Here is a 19,775-nt window from a genome sequence, read left to right on the forward strand (position 1 = left end):
GGCCGATGCCGTGGCTGGGTTACGGTGCCGGGCTCGGCGGCGTCGACGGGTCGGTGGGCTCGGGAGACGGGTCCGTGGGGTCCGGGGAGGGGTCGGTGGGCTCGGGGTCGGGCTCCACCGGCTCTGGAATCTTGCCCCCGCACTCGATGAACCAGGAGGTCCAACTTTCGACCGCGTCAAGATTGCCTTGGAAGTCGATCGTGACCCTTGCGTGGGTAATCTGCCACGGGTTCTGCGCAGGCACGCCCGCGGCGTTCCTGGCCCATTCAACGTTTGCGATTCGCCAATCAGAACCCAGGCCACGAACCTGAACCTCGACGCCCTGGCTAGCACCGTCGCGCTCCGAAACGGTGCAACGCGCGAAGTACACCTCAGTCGCGTACGCCGGCGAACCTGTCTGCGGCCCCACGGTCGCGCCGGCTTGTGAGCACACGCGGCCCACGCTCGGGAGCTCGACGCAGTTGTAGGCGGTCAAGGTGAATGTGCGTCCGATCGGAAGATCGGAAGCATCCAAGTCACGCTGACGAATCAGGTCTCCGCCGTCAACTCGGTAGTAAGCCTCGAATCCACGCGCGGCTACGACACGTGGCATCTGCGAGTAACCGGTGTCGCACTGAGTTCCCCACGACGAACTGTCGCAGCGGGTATCGGCGCGGTAGCCGCGCTCGACCTGGGGCGCACCGGGGTCAACGAAGGTGTAGACGTCTTCGACGGTCTGGCTGCTCTCGCCGTAGACGTCGCCACCCCATCGGCTTTCCGCACAGACGACGAAGTCGATCGCCTCATTGGGCTCGATTCCTGAGGTGACCGACACCCGCCCGCCCGCGGCAGGCGCAGACGGGTCGCATCGGCCGTTGGACCCAACGCCCACGTACGTGGTCGAGCCAGCGCCCGCCGATACAACCTGAGCAGTAAAGGTCACCTTCGTGCCATCCGAATTTCCCGTCCACGCGACGTTGCTGACACGTGGGCCACCCACGCCGTTGGCGGTGATGGTGACGGACTCACCCTGCTCGCTCGACGTGCCCACGGGAGGCAGTTCGAACCGCGTCACGGGCGTGATGGTGATCTGGGTGGGCTCGTTGGAGCCGATCGCGAAGCCGTCGACGGACACCGAGCCGGCGCGCGAGACGTTCGCGCTCGCCGTAGCGCCGCTCGCGGCCTCGAGCCGCACGGACCGCGTCGAGGCGTCGGTGATCGTCATCGAGACGTCGACCTTGCCGCCGTCGGCCCCGGCCTGGGTGGGCTCCCAGGTCACCTGGGTGAGCTTCGCGGGAGGAGCATAGGACCAGGCGGTGGTCGAGGCCGAGCCGTCCGAGGCACCCACCGCATTGACGGCGACGGCCGTGTACTGGCGCTTCTCGCCATTGGGAACGCCGGTGATCTGGCTGCACGCGCCGGCCGCGGTGCAGGTCGCCACCTCGGTGCCGTCGCGGGTGATGCGGAATCCGGTGACCTTGGGGTACGACTGTGCGGCCGCGCCGGGGGTCACCGCGAGGGTGACCGTGCCGTCGCCATAGGACGCCTGCGCGAGGGAGGCCGGCCCGGCGGGGTATCCCTGGAGGTCGAGGCTGACCCTGCCCAGGCGCTCACCGGAGCTGAGCCGCTCCTGGGCGTCACGGACCACGAAGGTGGCGTCGCAGACGGCACCGGGGGCATCGGCCGACCACGAGGCTCGCACCGTGGTGGCGGAGGTGACAGCGAAACTCACGCCGCGGCATGTCGCGTCGGTGCTGACCGACACCAGCTCGAGAGGAGTGCCCGGCAGGGGGTTGACCTCGCCCGCGGCACCGATGACGGTGATCTCACACGACGAGCCCTCGTCCTGAGAGCACTGCTTCGACACCGAGCCGCCCTTGGGAAGCGTGGACGGCGCGGGTCCCACCTCGAGCGAGAGGGTCACCGCCGGGGTCTCGGGGTCGGAGGGCAGCGACACGGTCACCGTGTCGAGCGCGCCGGGGATCGCGGTGTCGGTGGAGGCAATCTGCAGGACCGTGCCAGCACGCGTGACCGTGAACTGTTCACCCTGGTAGGTGTAGGCAAACTCGACGGCACGGCCCGTGGCACCTGGGGGCCAGGTCACCATGTCCGCAAGGTCGAAGGCGGCGGAGTCTCCGGGCGAGATCTCGAGCGACGCTCCCGTGAGAATCGGCTGGGGCGCCGCCGGGATGACCACGATCGGCACCGGGAGCACGGTGGACTCGTCCTGACCGTCGACCGTGACCGGCACCGAGCAGGTGTCCGAATACGGCTCGCCCTCGCCCGCGCTGTAGCGCACCACGGTGCCAGCGACGAAGGTGCAGCGGCCCTCGGCGCGCACCCCGCTGGCCGCGACGCCGTCTCCGTCGATCGTAAAGGTCGTCTCGGGGGGCAGCGCGATCAGGCTCGCGAGATCGATGTCGATGCTCTCGCCCTCGTTGACCTCGGGCGCCTGGAAAGTGTCGCGCAGCGCGACGCGGATCTCCTCGTTGCCGGGGATGCGCAGGAAGCCGTAGGACGTCACGGTCTCGCCCGCGAAGCTCTCACCGGTCACCTGGAACGGGATGAGGCGGCCGGTCTCGGGCAGCGGCCCCGCGATGCTCCATGCCGTCACCTCGAGATCGGGCTCATCGCCCCACAGCGACAGGGCCAGCGAGCCCGCGTCACCGCCGCCCCAGGACACGCGGTCGGTGAGCACATCCACGCCCGTGGTGAAGGTCTCACGGTTGTCCGAGGTCAGCACCGTGTCCGCCACGATCGGCACGTCGGCGATGGGCTCGCGCACGGCCTTAAGAATGATGCGGCCGATCGAGGTCGAGCCTTGCGAGTTGGCGACGGTGTAGGTGTAGGCGAGCGTCCCCGGCTCGGTGCCGACCTCGAGCGTCACGCGCTCGTCGTCGACCTCAACCAAGTGAGCGTCGAGCTGCGCATACTCGCTCGATTCGGGATCGGCATCGGGACGCACCTGCGTCAGGGTGAGCTCGCCGCCGCCCAAGTCCACGTCGTTGGCGGTGGGCGTGATGATGACGCGACGGTCCTCGCCCACCTGCGCCTGGACATAGTCGGTGTAGGTGACGGGGCGCGGGTCCAGCTGCTCGGCGAGCACGCCGATGGTCGCCGTCGCCGTGGCGGTCGCCCCCCGCGCATCGATCACGGAGAACGTGAAACTCGCCTGGCCCGAGAAACCTGCCTCGGCGGCGTAGACGAGCGAGCGGCCGTCCGAGGAGACGCGGGCGGAGCCGGACTCGGGCTGGGTCTCGACGCGGTTGAGGGCGACCGAGTCGCCGTCGGGATCGGTGCCCGTGCCGTCGAAGGGCAGGCGCACCTCCTGGCCGGCGGCCACGCGGCCCGCGAGCGCACGCGGCGTGGGGGGCTGGTTGGTCTCGGAGTCCAGGACGGTGACCACGACCTTCGCGGTGTCAGCCTGCGTGGGGTAGCCCAGCACGTAGGCGCCGTAGTCGATCGTGTAGACGCCGGGCTCGTCGGGAGCGAGGTAGCGGATGACGTTGCCCGCGGGGAACGCCAGGCCGCCGCCCTCGGACAGGGCGACCGATGCCGCATCGAGCGCGATGACGTTGCCCGCGGGACCCACGTCGTTGGTCAGGACGGAGATGTCGGCCTGCGTCCCCACGCGCACCGTCAGGGCGTCGTCGACCGCGAGCGGGGTGGTCGGCACCTCGCTGCCGAGCAGCACCACGGTGACTTCGCCGCGCACGGTGCCCTCGGGCCTGCCGGTGCCGTCCGAGACGGTGTAGTCCACGGTGCCGAGCGTGCCCGGCTGCCCGTCGCCGGTGTCTCCCGACAGCCGCAGCGCGGAATGGCCCACCACATCGGCCGAAAGCCTGGCGCCCTCGGACGGTTCGGTCGCGAGGTCGCTCAGCAGCAGCACCGAGCCTGCGGGGTTGGTCACGGCCGCGAGGACGTCGACAGTGACGTCCTCGCTCGCGCGCACAAACGCGGTCAGCGGCACCGTGGTGAGGCGCTCCTCGTCCTCGCTCAGCACCGTGACGCGGACGGTGCCGCGGGCATCGGCGATCCCGTCGGAGACGGTGAAGTCCACGAGGTAGCTGCCGGGCTCTGCGGCCGTGAAGGTGAAGCCCACGGTGCCCTGGGCGGTGGCGACGATGCCGTCGTCGTCGGGCCCCAGCGACGCCTCCGTCACGGCCAGCGGGCCGCGAGCGCCGGTCACGTGGTCGGCCACCTCGACCGTGGTCGTGACGTCCGCGGATACGGTCACGGCGATGTCGCCCACCGTCAGCTCGGGCTCCCCCACCACCGAGATCGACAGATCCTTCGACGCGGTCTCGCCCTGAGCATCGGCCACCACCACCTCGACCGGGACGGTTCCCGTGTCGGTCGAGGACGCGTCGGTGTGCTGGAAGACCAGCTGTCCCTCGGGAGAGGCCGCGACCACGCCCACGTCGGAGGAGGTGCGGGCGGATGCGAGGTAGACGGGGTCACCCTCGGGATCGACCCAGCCCGTGAGCACGTCCGTCGTCACGGTGCCGCCGGGGCTCACCTGAGGCGTGGGCCACTCCATCTGGCAGGCCTCGACGCCGCACCATACGGGCGGGGAGTTCTCGCTCGGGTCCTTCACCGTCACCGTCACCGTCGCGGGGTCGGACAGCAGCCCGTCGTCCGTGGTGCCGTCCGTCACGGCGTAGGTGAAGGTCGCGGTGCCGCTCGCCTGGGGTTCGACGGCGATCACGAGCGCCTGGGCGTCGTCGGCCACGGAGACCGTGCCAAAGTCCGCGTCGAGCCCGGTCACCGATGCCGGGTCGATCGTCAGCACGTCGCCGTTGGCGTCGTGGTCATTCAGCAGCACGGGCAGCGCGATCTGGCGTCCGGCGCGCACGCCCAGGTCGTCGTCGACCGCGACGGGGGGCCGCGGGTCGGTCACCTCGGTCGCGACCTCCCGGTCGTCCTCGGCCGCCTGCACCTCGTCGTCGCGGTCCCACTGCTGGGAGGACGTCACGAGCGCGCCGGACGGCACCGACCAGACCCACCCGGTGCGGGCCTCGTTGAGGATCATGCGCGAGCCGTTTGAGCGCAACGCCGGCGCTCGCCTGTCTCCCAGCGTGAGGCCGCCGTAGTCGAGCGAGGTGGCGCTCGCATCGGACGCCCACATGGTGCCGGGACCCTCGCCCGCGGGCAGCCACGCGCCCACCACGCCGGAGCCGTCGGGGCGCTCCATGGGCCGCGCCGGCTCGCCCAGTGAAAGGTCGGCCGACCCGAGCACGCGCGTGGCGCCCGTGCCGTCAAGCGCCACGGAGATCGCCCCAAATTCGTCGGCAATGATCGCCTGCGCGGTCGAGGTACCTGACTCCTGGAGCAGGGGGTCCTCGGCGGCAGCGGTCGCGAGGGGTTCCTCGAGCCCCTGGATCCACAGCCACCCGGCGTCCCCCTCGAGCAGCACCCAGACGTCGCCCACCCAGGCGAGCTGCAGGTCTTCTCCCGTGGGTCCCTCGGGAAGCGAGGTGGTGGCGAGCACCTCGCCCGTGGCGGCATCGGCCGTCATCACCGAGCGGCGCTCGGCGGAGTAGGCGGCGACCCTTCCGTCGGCGGCGACCGCCACGGCATCGGCGCTGAATTGCGGCCGGTCCTCGCCCTCGGCGACCTCGACGTCGGCAAACGGGTCGAGCGGGCGCGGCTCGATCGCACTGCCAGAGGACACCAGCCCGGCGAATACCTCCCCAGTCTCGGTGAGGTACGCGACCGTGTCGCCCGCGTGTTCGAGGTCCTCGGTGCCCAGCGGGGTCGACACGGTGCCCTCGGGCGCCGCGGCGTCGATGTCGTGCGGGCGGGCGGTGTCGAGCTTCGTCACCGATCCCAGGTTGTCCGAGTAGACGAGCAGGGAGGACGAAGCCTGGACCAGCTCCGACGGAGTCGAAACGGACTTGACCGTGTCGACCTGCGCGACGGCGGTGTTGATGCGCGCAAAGCGCTGGCCGGTCGCGGTCTGGAGCGCCCACACCGAGGCGTCGTCGGCCTCGACCTCGCGCTCGTCGAAGCCCGGCGCGAGCACCGCTCCAGCGACCACCGCGGCGATCAGCGCACCCACGCCGATGCGCCGCACGCGCCGCCAGCGCGCGGCCGTAGCGCGTCCCAGCCCCGCGTCGACGGATCCAGGCCCCGCCGGCGCCCCGTTCGGGCCCGCAAAGCTCACGTCACGCGCCCCCGAGCAGGAAGATTGCGGCCGCGGCCCCGATCACGGCCGCGCCGCCAATGACGGCACCGACGGCGATGCGCCGGCCCAGCTGGCCAGCGCGGCGCTCGTGGCGCGTCGAGGTGCCGATGCGGGAGGAGGAGTCCGTCTCGCGTCGCAGCCGCTGCGACTGGACCGGCACGGTCGAGCGCACCTGGTGGCGCTGCTCGTCGTCGCCGGCCGCCGTCGCCGCGCCCGCGGCCCAGTCATCCATCGGGACGTCGAGCGGTGTGGTCGGGAGTCCCAACTCGGCCTGCACCTGCTGGAGGGCCTGCGCGAAGGCGAGCGCGCTCGCGTAGCGGTCGCCCGGCAGGCGGCGCATGCCACCTTCGAGGGCGACCTGCAGCGAATCGGGCACGTCCGCGCGGTCGATGCGCGTGTACTTGGCGCGCATGATGCGCTTGATCAGTTCCGCGTCGTCGCGCCGGCCCGTGCCCGAGTCGAAGGGGCTGCGCTGGGCCAGCAGCGTGTAGACGGTGGCCGCGAGCGCCCACACCTCCGAGGCGACCGTGCCGGACGTACGCCGGTCGACCACCTCTGGCGCCGACCACGGCGGCGACATCGCGATGACGTCGTCCTCGCCCTTGTCGAGCGCGGACGCGACGCCGAAGTCCGACAGCACCGGGTGGCCAAAGCTCGTCACGAGGATGTTGGACGGCTTGATGTCGCGGTGAAGCAGGCCCGCGCGGTGGCTGGTCTCGACGGCACACGCGATGCGGATACCGATCGCGAGCACCTCCTCGACGGGCATGCGCTCGTGGCGATAACGGTTGGTCAGCGATGCGGGACAGTACTCCGAGACCAGGAACGGCCGGCCGTCGGGGGCGACGCCGGCGTGATACACCGTGAGGATGCTGGGATGAGAGCTCAGCCGAGCCATGACATCGGCCTCCGCCGCGAGCGCCCGCGCGGCCTGCGCGTCCTCGATACGGCTGAGCAGCACCTTCACGGCGACGTGACGGCGCGGCATGTCCTGCTGGAAGAGGAAGACGTCGGCGAAGCCGCCCGAGCCGAGCGGCCGCACGTACGTGTATCCGGGCAGCATCGGCGGCTGCAGTGTCTGCCGACGGGCCACGGACACCCCCTCCCGCTTGTGCTCGTGCCATCGAGACGCGGCCTGGGGGCCGCGGGAACGGAGAAACTCTAACCGACGCAGAGCATGGCTCCAGCGTCCACCCCAGCCGTGTGACGACATACACAAGCCGGACAGACCGGACGGCCGATGCCGTGGCCGAGCTTTCTGTCTCGCCTACAGTGGGCCCACCCGCACCTTTGGGAGGTCCCATGCCCAGTCTGCACCGCCGTTCGTCCGCGCCGTCGCCCGCGCGGCCGGCGGCTCCCGCGCCCACCATCCAGTATGTGACGGACGGCCATGCCACGCCGGCCCCGGCATCGGCCGGTGTGAGTCAGGCGCTCGCGTACGGGAGCGAGCCTGGGCGCATGGCGATGCTGCTGTTCGCGAACCCCAGCCGCGACCAGATCGCCCAGCTCGCCGAGGCGTGGGACCTGCATCCGCTGCTCGAGGAGGACCTGGTCAACGCGAGCCAGCGACCCAAGATCGAGCGCTACGACGACACCTTGTTCATTGTGGCCCGCTCCGCCCACTACGACGATGCCGCCGAGGAGGTGGACCTCGCCGAGTTCCACCTGCTGCTGCGTCCCGGCGCGATTGCGGTGCTGTGCCAGGACGGGCGGTGGGTCGACGGGACGCCCTCGGCGCGTTTCGCGGACGAGCTCGAGGTGGCACCCAGCGAGCGCGGCCGGGCGCTCCTGGACGACAGCGAGCTCCTGCGACTGGGTCCCGAGGCCGTGATGTACCGGATCCTCGACACGATCGTGGATGGCTACCGCCCCGTGCTCGAGGGCATCACGACCGACCTCGAGGAGATCGAGAAGCAGGTGTTCACCGGGGACCCGAGCGTCGCCGAGCGCATCTATCGGCTCAGCCGCGAGGTGATCGACGTGCAGCACGCGTGCACGCCGCTGACGTCGGTGATCGAGGCGCTGCGCGGCGGCTTTCGCAAGCACGGCATCGCCGATGAGTTGCAGGCCTACCTTCAGGACGTCTCCGACCACCTCACGCGGGTGGACGCACGCGCGAGCGAGCTGCGCGAGTCGCTCGCCCAGATTCTGTCCGTCAACGCGACCCTGGTGGGCCAGCGCCAGAACACCGCGATGCAGAAGATCTCGGGCTGGGCGGCCATCGCGCTCGCGCCGACCATCGTCGCGGGCATCTACGGCATGAACTTCGACTCAATGCCGGAACTGCACTGGGCATTCGGGTACCCGTTCGCCATCGGGCTCATGGTGACGCTGTCGGTCGCGCTGTACGCGATCTTCAAGAAATCCAAGTGGATGTAGCTCCCGCGCTCACTCCTCCCATGCGCCCTGGGAGCCACTGGGTGCCCGCTCGCTCCCGCCGATCCCCCGCTGCGCTCCCTGGGAGCCATTCAGTGCTCGGTTTCGGCGAAAAACGCGCACTCAACGGCTCATAGGACCCGTGGCGCGACCCACCGCCGCCGTCACCAACGCTCGGCATGCGGCGGGACGGTGCACGATGTCGTTCCAGCCGAAGCGCAGCACCGTGAAGCCCGCCGCGACCAAGGCGTTCTGCCGTTCCCTGTCGGCATCGCGCTCCGCCTTGGTGGCGTGGTAGCGATCACCGTCGAGCTCGACCACCAGCTTGGCGCGGCGGTGCAGCATGTCGGCTCGCACCGTGCGGGCACCGAGGTCGATGGGGACCTGCCACTCGAAGTCTGCGAACGCCGCGCCCACGAATGTCTCGTGCTTCGCGCGGACCTCCAGCGGCGAGGTCGCGCCCTCGGCAAACCAGCCGAGCACTCGCTCGAGGCGGCGCCGATCGGGCAATCGCGGCGTGCGCTCAACCTCGCGCGCGAGATCGCTCCAGGTGCACACTCCGCTCCACAGCGCCTGCCACAGACGCTCGTTGCGATAGGCGGGAGGCGCGAGCGCCCAGGCGTCGACCAGGGCTCGCGCCGGCGTCACCGTCGGGATTCCGCGGGCGACGGTTCGTTCCGCGGGCAACCCCGACTGGTGCACGCGAATCCAGGGCGGCGGGTGCAGCCGATCGCCGTGGTCCGTCACCAACTCCACGATGGTCGAGGTGGGCAGACCGGGAGCGTGAAGATGGAGCGCGAGCATGCCGGTCACGAGAGCCCGCGGGGCCCAGAGTGTCGCCGCGCGCGCCCTCGCTACAGGGTCGTGTTGGTGCACGGCCGCCACGTAGACCCCGGGCAGAATCCTCACCACCTCGCCGCGAGAGACCGCGCGGTCGAGGTGGCGCCTCGACCACCGGGTGAGGATCTCGCTACGAGTGAAGGCTCGCGGAGCGTCTGCCAGATCGGACGCGAGGGTCGCTGAGTCGGGCACCCGGAGCGTCGCAAGGCTAGCCATGGGCCCAGCGCACCAGGCATGTCCCTCGTGAGCCAGTCAGCGCGCGGTGCCTGGGGAATATGCGGCCTCGCGCATCGGCTGTGCACAACACACCGGCACATCGTGCCCGCTACATTGATGTCACGGGCGTCAGGGGGTGCCGGGTCAGGGGGTCTAATGATGTCGTCCATCGCCTCACGCGCGTGGGGCGCTGTGGCCGTTTCGCTCGTCCTCGCAGGTTGCTCTGCCAACGGCGGGTCACTCGTCGCCGGCGACGGCGGCATCTTCTGCGCGCCGCGCGACCCGGGCAGCACCAAGTATTTCGGCACGCTGCTGACGAACTCCGGCAACGACCCGATCACCCTCACCGGAGTCGCATGGGAGGACGAGATGGTCGACGACGCCGGATTCCTGATCGATCTGGACGGCGACGCTCTCGCCCAGTTGGTGGGCACGATGACGTGGCCCACCGACGAACCCTACGGCTACGAGGAGGACCTGCTTGCTCGCGCGGTCCCGGTGGAGGGCGCTGTCATTCCCGCGGGCGTCACGGCAAACATGCTCGTCACCATTGAGCCGGCGTCCGCTACGGACGATGCGGTGATCACCGAGACTCAGGTGTCCTACCGCGAGGGCCTTGGCCACACGGCCACAAACAGCCTCACCATGGTGCCCGCGACTGAGGCCGGCTGCGACATGGGTATCGACGCCGAATCCTAGGAGGCACTCAGTGCCCGCTTTCGGCGAAAAGCGGACACTCAATGGCTCCCAGGGCGCAGCGGACGGTAGCCGCCGGGGCGCGCGTCTTAGCCCTCGTACTCCTCGAGCGGCGGGCAGGCGCACACCAGGTTGCGGTCGCCGTGGGCGTTGTCGATGCGGGCCACGGGCGACCAGTACTTGTCCTGGCGAAGGCCAGGCACCGGGAACGCGGCCTGCTCACGCGAGTAGGCGCGGTCCCAATCATCGGACACCACGGCATCGGCCGTGTGGGGCGCGTGGCGCAACGGCGAGTTCGCGGCCTCGACGTCGCCGCGCTCGACCGCAGCGATCTCCTCGCGGATCACCAGCATCGCGTCGATAAAGCGGTCCAGTTCGGCGAGATCCTCGGATTCGGTGGGCTCGACCATGAGCGTGCCCGCGACGGGGAAGGACATGGTCGGCGCGTGGAAGCCGAAGTCGATGAGGCGCTTGGCGATGTCCTCGGCCGTGATCCCGCTGGTCTTGGTGAGGGGGCGCACGTCGAGGATGCACTCGTGCGCGACCAGGCCACCGGGGCCGCGGTACAGCACGGGGAAGGCGTCCTGGAGGCGGGCCGCGATGTAATTGGCCGCGAGCACCGCGACCTGCGTCGCGCGGCCCAGGCCCTCGTGGCCCATGAGAGCGATGTAGGCCCAGGTAATGGGCAGGATTCCCGCCGAGCCGTAGGGTGCCGCGGATACGGGGGATCCCTGGCGGCGCAGCTCCGCCGGACGCTGGATGGTCTGGCGCAGGGCGGGCAGGAACGGCACCAGGTGCTCGGCCACCGCGACCGGGCCCACGCCGGGGCCGCCGCCACCGTGGGGGATGCAGAAGGTCTTGTGCAGGTTCAGGTGCGAGACGTCGCCGCCAAAGTGGCCGGGCTTCGCGAGTCCCACCAGGGCGTTGAGGTTGGCGCCGTCGATGTAGACCTGACCGCCGGCGTCGTGGACGGCGGCGCACACCTCACCCACGTGCTCCTCGAAGACGCCGTGCGTGGAGGGGTACGTAATCATCATCGCGGCGATGCGGCCCTCGTGAGCGGCGATCTTCGCGTCCAGATCGGCGCGGTCCACCTCGCCGTTCTCACTGGTGGCGACGACGACCACGCACAGACCGGCGAGGACCGCGGAGGCGGCGTTGGTGCCATGGGCCGAGGCCGGGATGAGGCACACGTCGCGCTCACCCTGGCCGTTGGCCTGGTGATAGGCGCGGATCGCGAGCAGGCCCGCGTACTCGCCCTGGGCTCCCGAGTTGGGCTGCACCGAGACGGCCGCGTAGCCGGTGATGTCGGCAAGCCAGCCCTCAAGCTGGGCGATCATGTCGCGGTAGCCGCCGGTCTGGGCAGACGGCGCGAACGGGTGGATGCGCGCGAAGCCGGGCCACGAGATGGGGGCCATCTCGACGGCCGCGTTGAGCTTCATCGTGCACGAGCCCAGTGGGATCATCGTGCGATCCAGCGCCAGGTCGCGGTCCGCGAGGCGGCGCATGTAGCGCATCAGCGAGGTCTCCGAGCGGTACATGCTGAAGATGGGGTGCTGCAGGTACTCGCTGGTGCGGCGCAGCGAACGCGGGATCGCGACGCGCGGAGCGGTGTAGACGGCGTGACGCTTGGCGGCGGTGACGGCCGTGACGAGCGTGTCGAGGATGTCGAGGCTGGTGACCTCGTCACAGGCCATCGCGACGTGGTCGTCATCGACCTTGCGCAGGTTGATGCCGGAGGCATCGGCGCGGGCGATGACCGAGTCGGCGCCGCCGGGCACCTTGGCGACCACCGTGTCGAAGAAGTGCTCGTGGAGGATCTCGACGCCCGCCGCGCTCAACGCGTCGGCCAGCGTGACCGCGGTCGCGTGCACCTGCTTGGCGATCGCGCGCAGCCCGTCCGGCCCGTGGTGGATGGCGTAGAAGCTCGACACCACGGCGAGAAGGGCCTGGGCGGTGCAGATGTTGGACGTGGCGCGGTCGCGACGGATGTGCTGCTCGCGCGTCTGGAGCGCCAGGCGGTAGGCCTTGCGACCCTCGGCGTCCACGCTCACGCCCACCAGGCGGCCGGGCAGCTGGCGCTCAAGGCCCTGCTTGACGGACATGAACGCCGCGTGCGGGCCGCCAAAGAACAGCGGGACGCCAAAGCGCTGCGCGGAGCCGACGGCGATGTCCGCGCCGATCTCTCCCGGCGGCGTGATCATGGTGAGGCTCAGCAGGTCGGCCGCGATCGTGACAAGGCCGCCGGCGTCGTGAGCACGCGCGATCACGTCCTGGACCTCGCGCAGCACTCCCGTGAGCCCGGGCTGCTGGATGACGACGCCGATGAGGTCGGCCGGCGGCTGCCAGTCCTCGCCGATGTCCTGGACCTCGAGGCGCAGGCCGATCGCCTCGGCGTGAGCCGAGGCCACGGCGATGGTCTGCGGCAGGCACTCGGAGTCGAGCACCACCACGCCGTCCTCGCGCCCGCGCACCGCGCGGCGCATGAGCAGGACGGCCTCGGACACCGCGGTGGCCTCGTCGAGCAGCGAGGCGCCCGCGACGGGCAGCGCCGTGAGGTCGGAGACCATGGTCTGGAAGTTGAGCATCGCCTCGAGCCGGCCCTGCGAGATCTCGGCCTGATAGGGCGTGTAGGCCGTGTACCAGGCGGGATTCTCGAGGACATTGCGGCGGATCACCATCGGCGTGATGGTGTCAAAATATCCCTGGCCGATCATCTGGATGTGGACCTGGTTGCGCTGCGCGAAGCCCTGGAGTGCCTGCAGCGTGTCGTTCTCCGTGAGCGGGTCCGGCAGCACCAGCACGTCGTCCTGCCGGATCGACTCGGGTACCGCTGCCTCGACGAGGTCCGCGAGCGAGTGGTGGCCGACGGCCTCCAGCATCGTCTCCACAGCATCGTCAGAAGGTCCGATATGGCGGTCAGAGAAGGAGGTCACCGGCCCATTGTGGCGCAACCGCTCGCGCGAGGACAGAGGCCGCGCGGGGCACGGCGCGCTCCGACCGGGAACCACCACCCCTGCCTGGCCTTATGCCACGATGAAGGCTCGACGACGGGGAGGACGGGCGATGGAGACGCTGCTGGCGACGGCGCTGGGAGTCATGACCGGCGTGGGGGTCGCGAGCGTGCATCCCCTCGTGAACCCGGGCCGGATCATCGCGGTCCTCGCCGGCGCGCTGGGCGGCTGGCTCGGCTCGCTGTGGTGGACGGACGACTTCGCCGAGCGCTTCGCGGGCCACTCCTATGCGGGCGCCGCGGTGGCGGGGGCCATCGGTGGCGCGGGACTCGCGCTGATAGTGGGCATCGGCCTCACGGTGTGGCGCCGCACCCGTCAGTAGGCTGGCGGGCGTGAAGCTCGTCGTCCAGGTGCCCTGCCTCAATGAGGAGGGCTCGCTTGCCACCGTCCTCGAGTCGATCCCCACGCATATCGAGGGGATCGATCAGATCGACGTCGTCGTCATCGACGACGGCTCGACGGACGCGACCGGGGCCATCGCACGCGCCCACGGCGCACACGTCATCCGTCACACCCGCACCATGGGCCTCGCCCAGTCCTTTAGGGACGGCGTGGACCATGCCCTCGCGCGCGGCGCGGACATCGTGGTGAACACCGACGGCGACAACCAGTACCCGCAAGAACGCATCGGGGACCTGGTCGCGCCCATCCTCGCGGGGCGCGCCGACATCGTCATCGGCGATCGCCAGACGCATCAGATCGCCCACTTCTCGCCCTTCAAGAAGCGCATGCAACGGTTCGGCTCGTGGGTCGTGAACAAGGCCGCGGGAACGCGATTGCCCGATGCCGCGAGCGGGTTTCGCGCCTACTCCCGTTACGCGCTCTATCGCCTGAACGTGCTGACGCGCTTTAGCTACACGATGGAGACGATCATCCAGGCCGGCGAGAAGCGCCTGGCCATCACGTCGGTGCCCATCGACACCAACCCCAAGACCCGCGAGTCGCGCCTGTTCGCGAACATGGGTGAGCACATGTGGCGCTCGGCGCAGGCGATTCTGCGCTCGTCCGTCATGTATCGGCCGTGGGCGGTGTTCGCGAGCCTCGCGGTGGTGCTGGGCACCATCGGCCTCATCCCCTTTGTGCGCTACGCGATCCTCATGGCGCTCGACACCGGCGGCAACCACCTGCAGTCCCTCATCCTGGGCACCACACTTTTGGTGGCCGCGGCGCTGGCGGTGGCGTTGGGCGTCATCTCCGATCTGCTGAAGTCCAACCGCATCCTCACGGAGCAGTCGCTCGAGCACCTCAAGACGCAGCGCTACGGGCCGGCGCAGCCCGCCGGGGCGGGGGTCGATTCCGTAGGCAACCGCGCCGATTCCGTAGGCAACCGCGCCGATTCCGTGGCTGAGCGGGCGAGCGAGGGTCCCGAGCCGGTGGACGCCCCCGCCGAGGGCCCGTGATCACCGACGTCGCGCTCGTGGGCCCTACCCACCCGTTCAAGGGTGGGATCGCCCAGCACACCACGCGGCTCGCACATGGGCTCGAGCGGCGTGGACTCACGGTCGACCTCGTGTCCTGGCGCCACCAGTACCCGCGCCTGCTCTACCCCGGCCGCCTCACGGTCCCCGCGGGCGAGCCCGAGACGCTGCCGTTTGCCCGCACCCGCCGCACCCTGTCGTGGTTCGCGCCGTGGACGTGGTGGCGCGAGGCGCGCCGCCTGCGCGCCACCCGCACCGTCATCATGACCGTCGTCACGCCGCTCCAGGCGCTCGCGTACCTCGCCATGATGCACACACTCAGGCGCGCCGGGGTGCGTGTGATCGCGCTGTTCCACAACGTGGTGCCGCACGAGTCTGGCCGGCTCGACCGCGCCATTGCGCGCCGGGTGATCCGGACGGCTGATGCCGTGGTCGTCCACACCGAGGACGAGGCCAGGGCGGCACGGGGCCTGGGCGCCACGGACGTCACGGTGGCCGCGTTGCCGTCCTCGCTCGACGCGTGGCCCGACCCCGACCGGGTGGTTCGCACCGACCCCGACAAGCCCCTCGATCTGCTCGCGTTCGGCCTGGTCAGGCCCTACAAAGGCCTCGACGTGCTGCTCGAGGCGGTCGCGCTCGCGCCCCGCACGCGGCTGCGGGTGGTGGGCGAGTTTTGGGGCGGCGCCGAGCAGTTTGAGCGCCAGGTCGCGCGCTTGGGGCTCGGCGACAGGGTGAGCCTCGAGCCGGGTTACGTCGACGCCGCTCACGTGCCGGCGATCTTTCATGCCGCCGATGTCGCCGTGTATCCCTACCGCTCCGCCACCGCCTCGGGCGCCGCACTCGTCGCGCTCGACTGCGGCGTGCCGCTCGTGGTGAGCGACGTGGGAGGGCTCCCCGCCCTGGTGGGCGACGACGACTACGGACTGGTGGTCCCCGCGGATGACCCGGCCGCCCTGGCCGCGGCCCTCACCCGCGCCGGCGACCCCGCGCTGTTGGCGAGGTGGGACGCCAATCTCAGCCGTCGCATCGGCCGTGGTGACACGGGGTGGGACGCCTACGTCGATGCGATCGTCGCGCTCCTGCGACGCCCCTAGCCTTCGGCGTGTTGTGTGAGGCGCATCACACTCCACACGGGGGCGAGCGCGGCCTAGGACGAAGTTCCTTTTAATCTTGAGAACGTCCCCACCCTGGATCCGCACGCGGCCACCACCCCGGCCGCACGAGCAAGGAGGCTCACGCATGACCACCATGAAAGCCGTCGTCCTTCACGGCCGCGAAGACCTGCGCGTCGACGACATCCCCGTCCCCACCCCCGGACCCGGCCAGGTCCTGCTGCGCAATGGCTACGCCGGCATCTGCGGGTCCGACCTGCACGCCGTCTGGGCGCCCGAGGCGCTGGGCCTCAGCCACGACACGCCCCACCCCGTGACCGGAGCGACGCTGCCCCAGGTCCTCGGGCACGAGTTCTCCGGCACCGTCGCCGCGCTCGGCGAGGGCGTCGACTCCGTGCAGGTGGGCGACGACTGCGCCGTCTTCGGCCAGTACTCGTGCGGCGAATGCGTCGCGTGCCGTGCCGAGCGGCCGAACGCGTGCCCGTTCATCAGCTTCCACGGCATCGCCTCCGACGGCGGCGGCATGGCGGAGTACACCGTGGTCGACGCGCACCGACTGCACGTCCTACCCGAAGGCATCGACCTCAAGATGGGCGCCTTGGTCGAGCCCATGACGGTCGCGTGGCACGCGGTCTCCCGTGCCGAGTACCCCGAGAACGCCTCGGCGCTGATCGTGGGCGCCGGCCCCATCGGCATCGGCCTGTACTTCGCGCTCAAGGCCCGCGGCGTGACGCGGGTCCTCGTGTCGGAGCCGAGCGTGGAGCGTCGCGAGCTCATCGCCTCCTTCGGCGCCACCGTGGTGGACCCCATCAACGACAGCCTCGCGGGTGCCGTGCAGCTGCTCACCGACGGCGAGGGCGTGTCCGTGGCCTTCGATGCCGCCGGTGTGGGACCCGCGATCGAGGGCGCCATCGCGTCCCTCGCCCCCACGGGCCGCCTGGTGGTCGTCGCGCTGCACGAGCGACCCTTCGCCGTGGGCGGGCTGAGCCTGGTGCGCGCCGAGCTCGACGTGGTGGGTGCCATGGGCTACCTGCAGCACGAGTACGACGAGGTCATCGAGGCCATGCGCGCCGGCGCATACGTCACCGATGGCTGGGTCGAGACCGTGAGCCTCGACGAGACCGAGGACGCGATGAAGCGCCTGCGTGGCGGTAACGGCGCGAAGATTCTGGTCTCCGCGCGCTCGGGTGACGAGACTGCCGAGCCCGTGTCCGCCGAGGCCCTGCGGGCCTGACGACGCCGGCCGATGCCGTGGCCGGGTGGACCTTAAGCAAACCCGGCCGCGGTATCGGCCCTCCTCGCACGCGAATGTGGCGTGCGTCACGGCGGGACCAGGGGCCCCGAGGACGATGTGTCGGCGGCGTTAACTTTGGTGGGAACGGACCCCATCGCGGTCCCCCAAGTCGTAGGTTGATCCCGTGACCGACATCGCCCCCACCATCGCCGTCCGTGACCGAGACGTCGCGAGCTTCACGCGCGAGTTCCTCCAGCAGTTGACCTTTACCCAGGGTGTTTCGCTCGAGGGTGCCTCCGACAACGACAAGTACCAGGCGCTCGCGCGCACCGTGCGGGCCTACCTGACCTCGGACTGGCTGGCCACCACGGACGCTCAGCGCACCGGCGGCGAGAAGCAGGTCGCGTACCTGTCCGCCGAGTTCCTGCTGGGCCGCCAGCTCGACAACAACCTGCTGGCCGCGGACCTGGGCGGCATTGCGCGCGAGGCGATGGAGTCTCTCGGGCTGAGCCTCGACGAGCTGCGCGAGCTCGAGGTCGAGCCGGGCCTGGGCAACGGCGGCCTGGGGCGCTTGGCCGCGTGCTTCATCGACTCGATGGCCACCGAGGACATCCCCGCGATCGGCTACGGCATCCGCTACGACTACGGCATCTTCAAGCAGACCTTCGTGGACGGCCACCAGGTCGAGGAGGCCGACAACTGGCTCGCCATGGGCTCGCCGTGGGAGATGCCGCACCCCGAGAACGCCGTCGAGGTCGGCTTCGGCGGTCGCGTGGACGTCATCACCGGCGAGGACGGCGTCGAGCGCCGCGCCTGGGTGCCCGACTGGCACGTCGTCGGCGTGCCCTACACCTACATGGTTCCCGGCTACCGCAACGGACGCGTCAACACGCTGCGCCTGTGGAGCGCGAAGGCCACGCAGGCCTTCGACCTGAAGATCTTCAACTCGGGCGACTTCGAGGACGCCGTGCGCGCCCAGACCCGCGCCGAGACCATCTCGCAGGTGCTCTACCCCGAGGACTCGACGCCGCAGGGCAAGGAGCTGCGCCTGCAGCAGCAGTACTTCTTTGTCGCCTGCTCGCTGCGCGACTACTTGGACCGCGTGCTGCCCGAGGGCGCAGACCTCGCGACCCTGCCGGACCGGATCACGTTCCAGCTCAACGACACCCACCCGGTCATCGCGGTGCCGGAGCTGCTGCGCATCCTCGTGGACGAGCGCGGCATGGAGTGGGACGCCGCCTGGGCCATCGCCCAAAAGGTGTTCGCCTACACGTGCCACACCCTGCTGCCCGAGGCGCTCGAGGTGTGGTCCGTGGACCTGCTGGGCCGGCTGCTGCCGCGCCACCTCGAGATCATCTACCGCATCAATGAGGAGTTTCTCGCGGCGGTGCGCGAGCGCTACCCGCACGAGCCGCTGCGCGAGCGCCACATGTCGATCATCGCCGAGGAGCCCGTGCGCGCCGTGCGCATGGCCTACCTCGCCACGGTCGCTGGCTTCAAGGTCAACGGCGTGGCCGCCCTGCACTCGCAGCTACTCGCCGACAAGGTGCTGACGGACTTCGCCGACATGTGGCCCGAGAAGTTCACGAACGTCACCAACGGCGTGACCCCGCGGCGCTTTGTGCGCCTGGCCAACCCGACGCTGTCGGAGCTCATCACCGAGGCCATCGGCGAGGGCTGGGTCGCGGACCTCGACCGCCTGCGCGGCCTGGAGCCGCTCGCGAACGACCCGTCGTTCCGTGCGCGCTTCCGCGACATCAAGCGCGCCAACCGCGCCCGCTTTGCCGATGTGCTCGCGGCGCGCGACGGGATCGAGATCTCGCCCGACGCGATGGTCGACGCCATGGTCAAGCGCCTGCACGAGTACAAGCGCCAATCGCTCAAGCTGCTGCACATCGTGTCGTTGTACGAGCGCATCACCTCAGGACGCCTTGCCCTGGCGGACGTCACGCCGCGCACGTTCGTGTTCGGCGCCAAGGCCGCGCCCGGCTACGTGCGCGCGAAGGAGACCATCGCGCTGATCAACCACGTGGGCGCCACGATCAACGCCGACGCCTCGCTCGAGGGCAAGCTCAAGGTCGCCTTCCCGGCCAACTACAACGTGACGCTTGCCGAAAAGCTGATCCCGGCATCGGACCTGTCCGAGCAGATCTCGCTGGCCGGTAAGGAGGCCTCGGGCACCGGCAACATGAAGTTCGCGCTAAACGGCGCCCTGACCATCGGCACCGACGACGGCGCGAACGTCGAGATCCGCGAGCTGGTGGGCGACGACAACTTCTTCCTGTTCGGCATGACCGAGCCCGAGGTCGCCGCGCTGAGCGAGTCCGGCTACAAGCCCGAGAAGTACTACGAGTCCGACGAGGACCTCCACCGCGCCCTCAACCTGCTCATGTCCGGTGCTCTCACGGGCGGTGAGCGCGGATCCTTCGTGGCCTCCGTGTGCGCGTCGCTCATCGAGCGCGACCGATTCATGGCGCTGGCGGACTTCCGCTCCTACGTGGACGCGCAGGACCGGGTCGAGGCCGCGTACCGCGACGAGGACGCGTGGACCCGCTCCGCGATCCTCAACGTGGCGCGCACGGGCTTCTTCAGCTCCGACCGCTCCATGCGCGACTACACGGAGCGCATCTGGCGCGCCTAACGGCCTCTCCTGGACGGCCGATGCCGGGGTGAGGAATGCATCGGCCGTCGCCTGCCGTTGAC

11 protein-coding genes are annotated in these 19,775 nt (G+C 70.3%); 7 read left to right on the top strand and 4 right to left on the bottom strand.

All coding sequences use genetic code 11. The features are described 5' to 3' along the window. Positions 1-19: 19 nt before the first annotated feature. Positions 20-6,145 carry an Ig-like domain-containing protein gene (locus B7K20_RS01950; protein WP_144018482.1) on the bottom strand — a complete coding sequence of 2,042 codons (6,126 nt, stop codon included), beginning with the start codon at positions 6,143-6,145 and terminating at the stop codon, positions 20-22. A gap of 1 nt (position 6,146) precedes the next feature. Then, positions 6,147-7,259: a serine/threonine-protein kinase gene (locus tag B7K20_RS01955; protein ID WP_234985667.1), complete on the bottom strand. Its 1,113-nt coding sequence runs from the start codon at positions 7,257-7,259 to the stop codon at positions 6,147-6,149. 209 nt (positions 7,260-7,468) lie between these two features. On the opposite strand from B7K20_RS01955, the gene B7K20_RS01960 reads away from it, so the two are divergent. After that, positions 7,469-8,545 (top strand): magnesium and cobalt transport protein CorA, encoded by a 1,077-nt coding sequence (locus B7K20_RS01960; RefSeq protein ID WP_084099845.1) that lies wholly within the window; start codon positions 7,469-7,471, stop codon positions 8,543-8,545. A 120-nt stretch (positions 8,546-8,665) separates the two neighbouring features. On the opposite strand, the gene B7K20_RS01965 is transcribed toward B7K20_RS01960, so the two are convergent. Beyond that, complete coding sequence (locus B7K20_RS01965) at positions 8,666-9,598, bottom strand: type IV toxin-antitoxin system AbiEi family antitoxin domain-containing protein (RefSeq protein WP_084099846.1); 933 nt, start codon at positions 9,596-9,598, stop codon at positions 8,666-8,668. Positions 9,599-9,790: 192 nt separating this feature from the next. Here B7K20_RS01965 and B7K20_RS01970 point away from each other — a divergent pair, with 192 nt between their 5' ends. After that, positions 9,791-10,297, top strand: coding sequence for a hypothetical protein (locus B7K20_RS01970; RefSeq protein WP_144018483.1), 507 nt, complete (start codon positions 9,791-9,793; stop codon positions 10,295-10,297). A gap of 86 nt (positions 10,298-10,383) precedes the next feature. Here the strand turns inward: B7K20_RS01970 and gcvP are convergent, their stop codons facing one another. Beyond that, positions 10,384-13,230 carry an aminomethyl-transferring glycine dehydrogenase gene (gcvP, locus tag B7K20_RS01975; RefSeq protein ID WP_084099848.1) on the bottom strand — a complete coding sequence of 949 codons (2,847 nt, stop codon included), beginning with the start codon at positions 13,228-13,230 and terminating at the stop codon, positions 10,384-10,386. A gap of 130 nt (positions 13,231-13,360) precedes the next feature. On the opposite strand from gcvP, the gene B7K20_RS01980 reads away from it, so the two are divergent. The 5 genes from B7K20_RS01980 (at position 13,361) to B7K20_RS02000 (ending at position 19,713) form a co-directional block, all read left to right on the top strand. Beyond that, positions 13,361-13,630: a hypothetical protein gene (locus B7K20_RS01980; protein ID WP_084099849.1), complete on the top strand. Its 270-nt coding sequence runs from the start codon at positions 13,361-13,363 to the stop codon at positions 13,628-13,630. Positions 13,631-13,640: 10 nt separating this feature from the next. Further along, positions 13,641-14,708: a glycosyltransferase family 2 protein gene (locus tag B7K20_RS01985; protein WP_084099850.1), complete on the top strand. Its 1,068-nt coding sequence runs from the start codon at positions 13,641-13,643 to the stop codon at positions 14,706-14,708. Next, positions 14,705-15,820 carry a glycosyltransferase family 4 protein gene (locus B7K20_RS01990; RefSeq protein WP_084099851.1) on the top strand — a complete coding sequence of 372 codons (1,116 nt, stop codon included), beginning with the start codon at positions 14,705-14,707 and terminating at the stop codon, positions 15,818-15,820. Before B7K20_RS01985 ends, B7K20_RS01990 begins: the two co-directional genes overlap by 4 nt. Before the next feature lie 145 nt (positions 15,821-15,965). Next, complete coding sequence (locus B7K20_RS01995) at positions 15,966-17,072, top strand: 2,3-butanediol dehydrogenase (RefSeq protein WP_200809005.1); 1,107 nt, start codon at positions 15,966-15,968, stop codon at positions 17,070-17,072. 184 nt (positions 17,073-17,256) lie between these two features. Beyond that, complete coding sequence (locus B7K20_RS02000) at positions 17,257-19,713, top strand: glycogen/starch/alpha-glucan phosphorylase (protein WP_084099852.1); 2,457 nt, start codon at positions 17,257-17,259, stop codon at positions 19,711-19,713. Positions 19,714-19,775: the final 62 nt, after the last annotated feature.

This window comes from Demequina sp. NBRC 110051 (assembly GCF_002090055.1).
Classification (GTDB): Bacteria; Actinomycetota; Actinomycetes; order Actinomycetales; family Demequinaceae; genus Demequina.

Excerpts from the sequence above, each read along its gene's own strand:
- B7K20_RS01965 (WP_084099846.1), bottom strand. The coding sequence starts at position 9,598 with ATGGCTAGCCTTGCGACGCTCCGGGTGCCCGACTCAGCGACCCTCGCG.
- B7K20_RS01980 (WP_084099849.1), top strand. The coding sequence starts at position 13,361 with ATGGAGACGCTGCTGGCGACGGCGCTGGGAGTCATGACCGGCGTGGGG.
- B7K20_RS01995 (WP_200809005.1), top strand. The coding sequence starts at position 15,966 with ATGACCACCATGAAAGCCGTCGTCCTTCACGGCCGCGAAGACCTGCGC.
- B7K20_RS01960 (WP_084099845.1), top strand. The coding sequence starts at position 7,469 with ATGCCCAGTCTGCACCGCCGTTCGTCCGCGCCGTCGCCCGCGCGGCCG.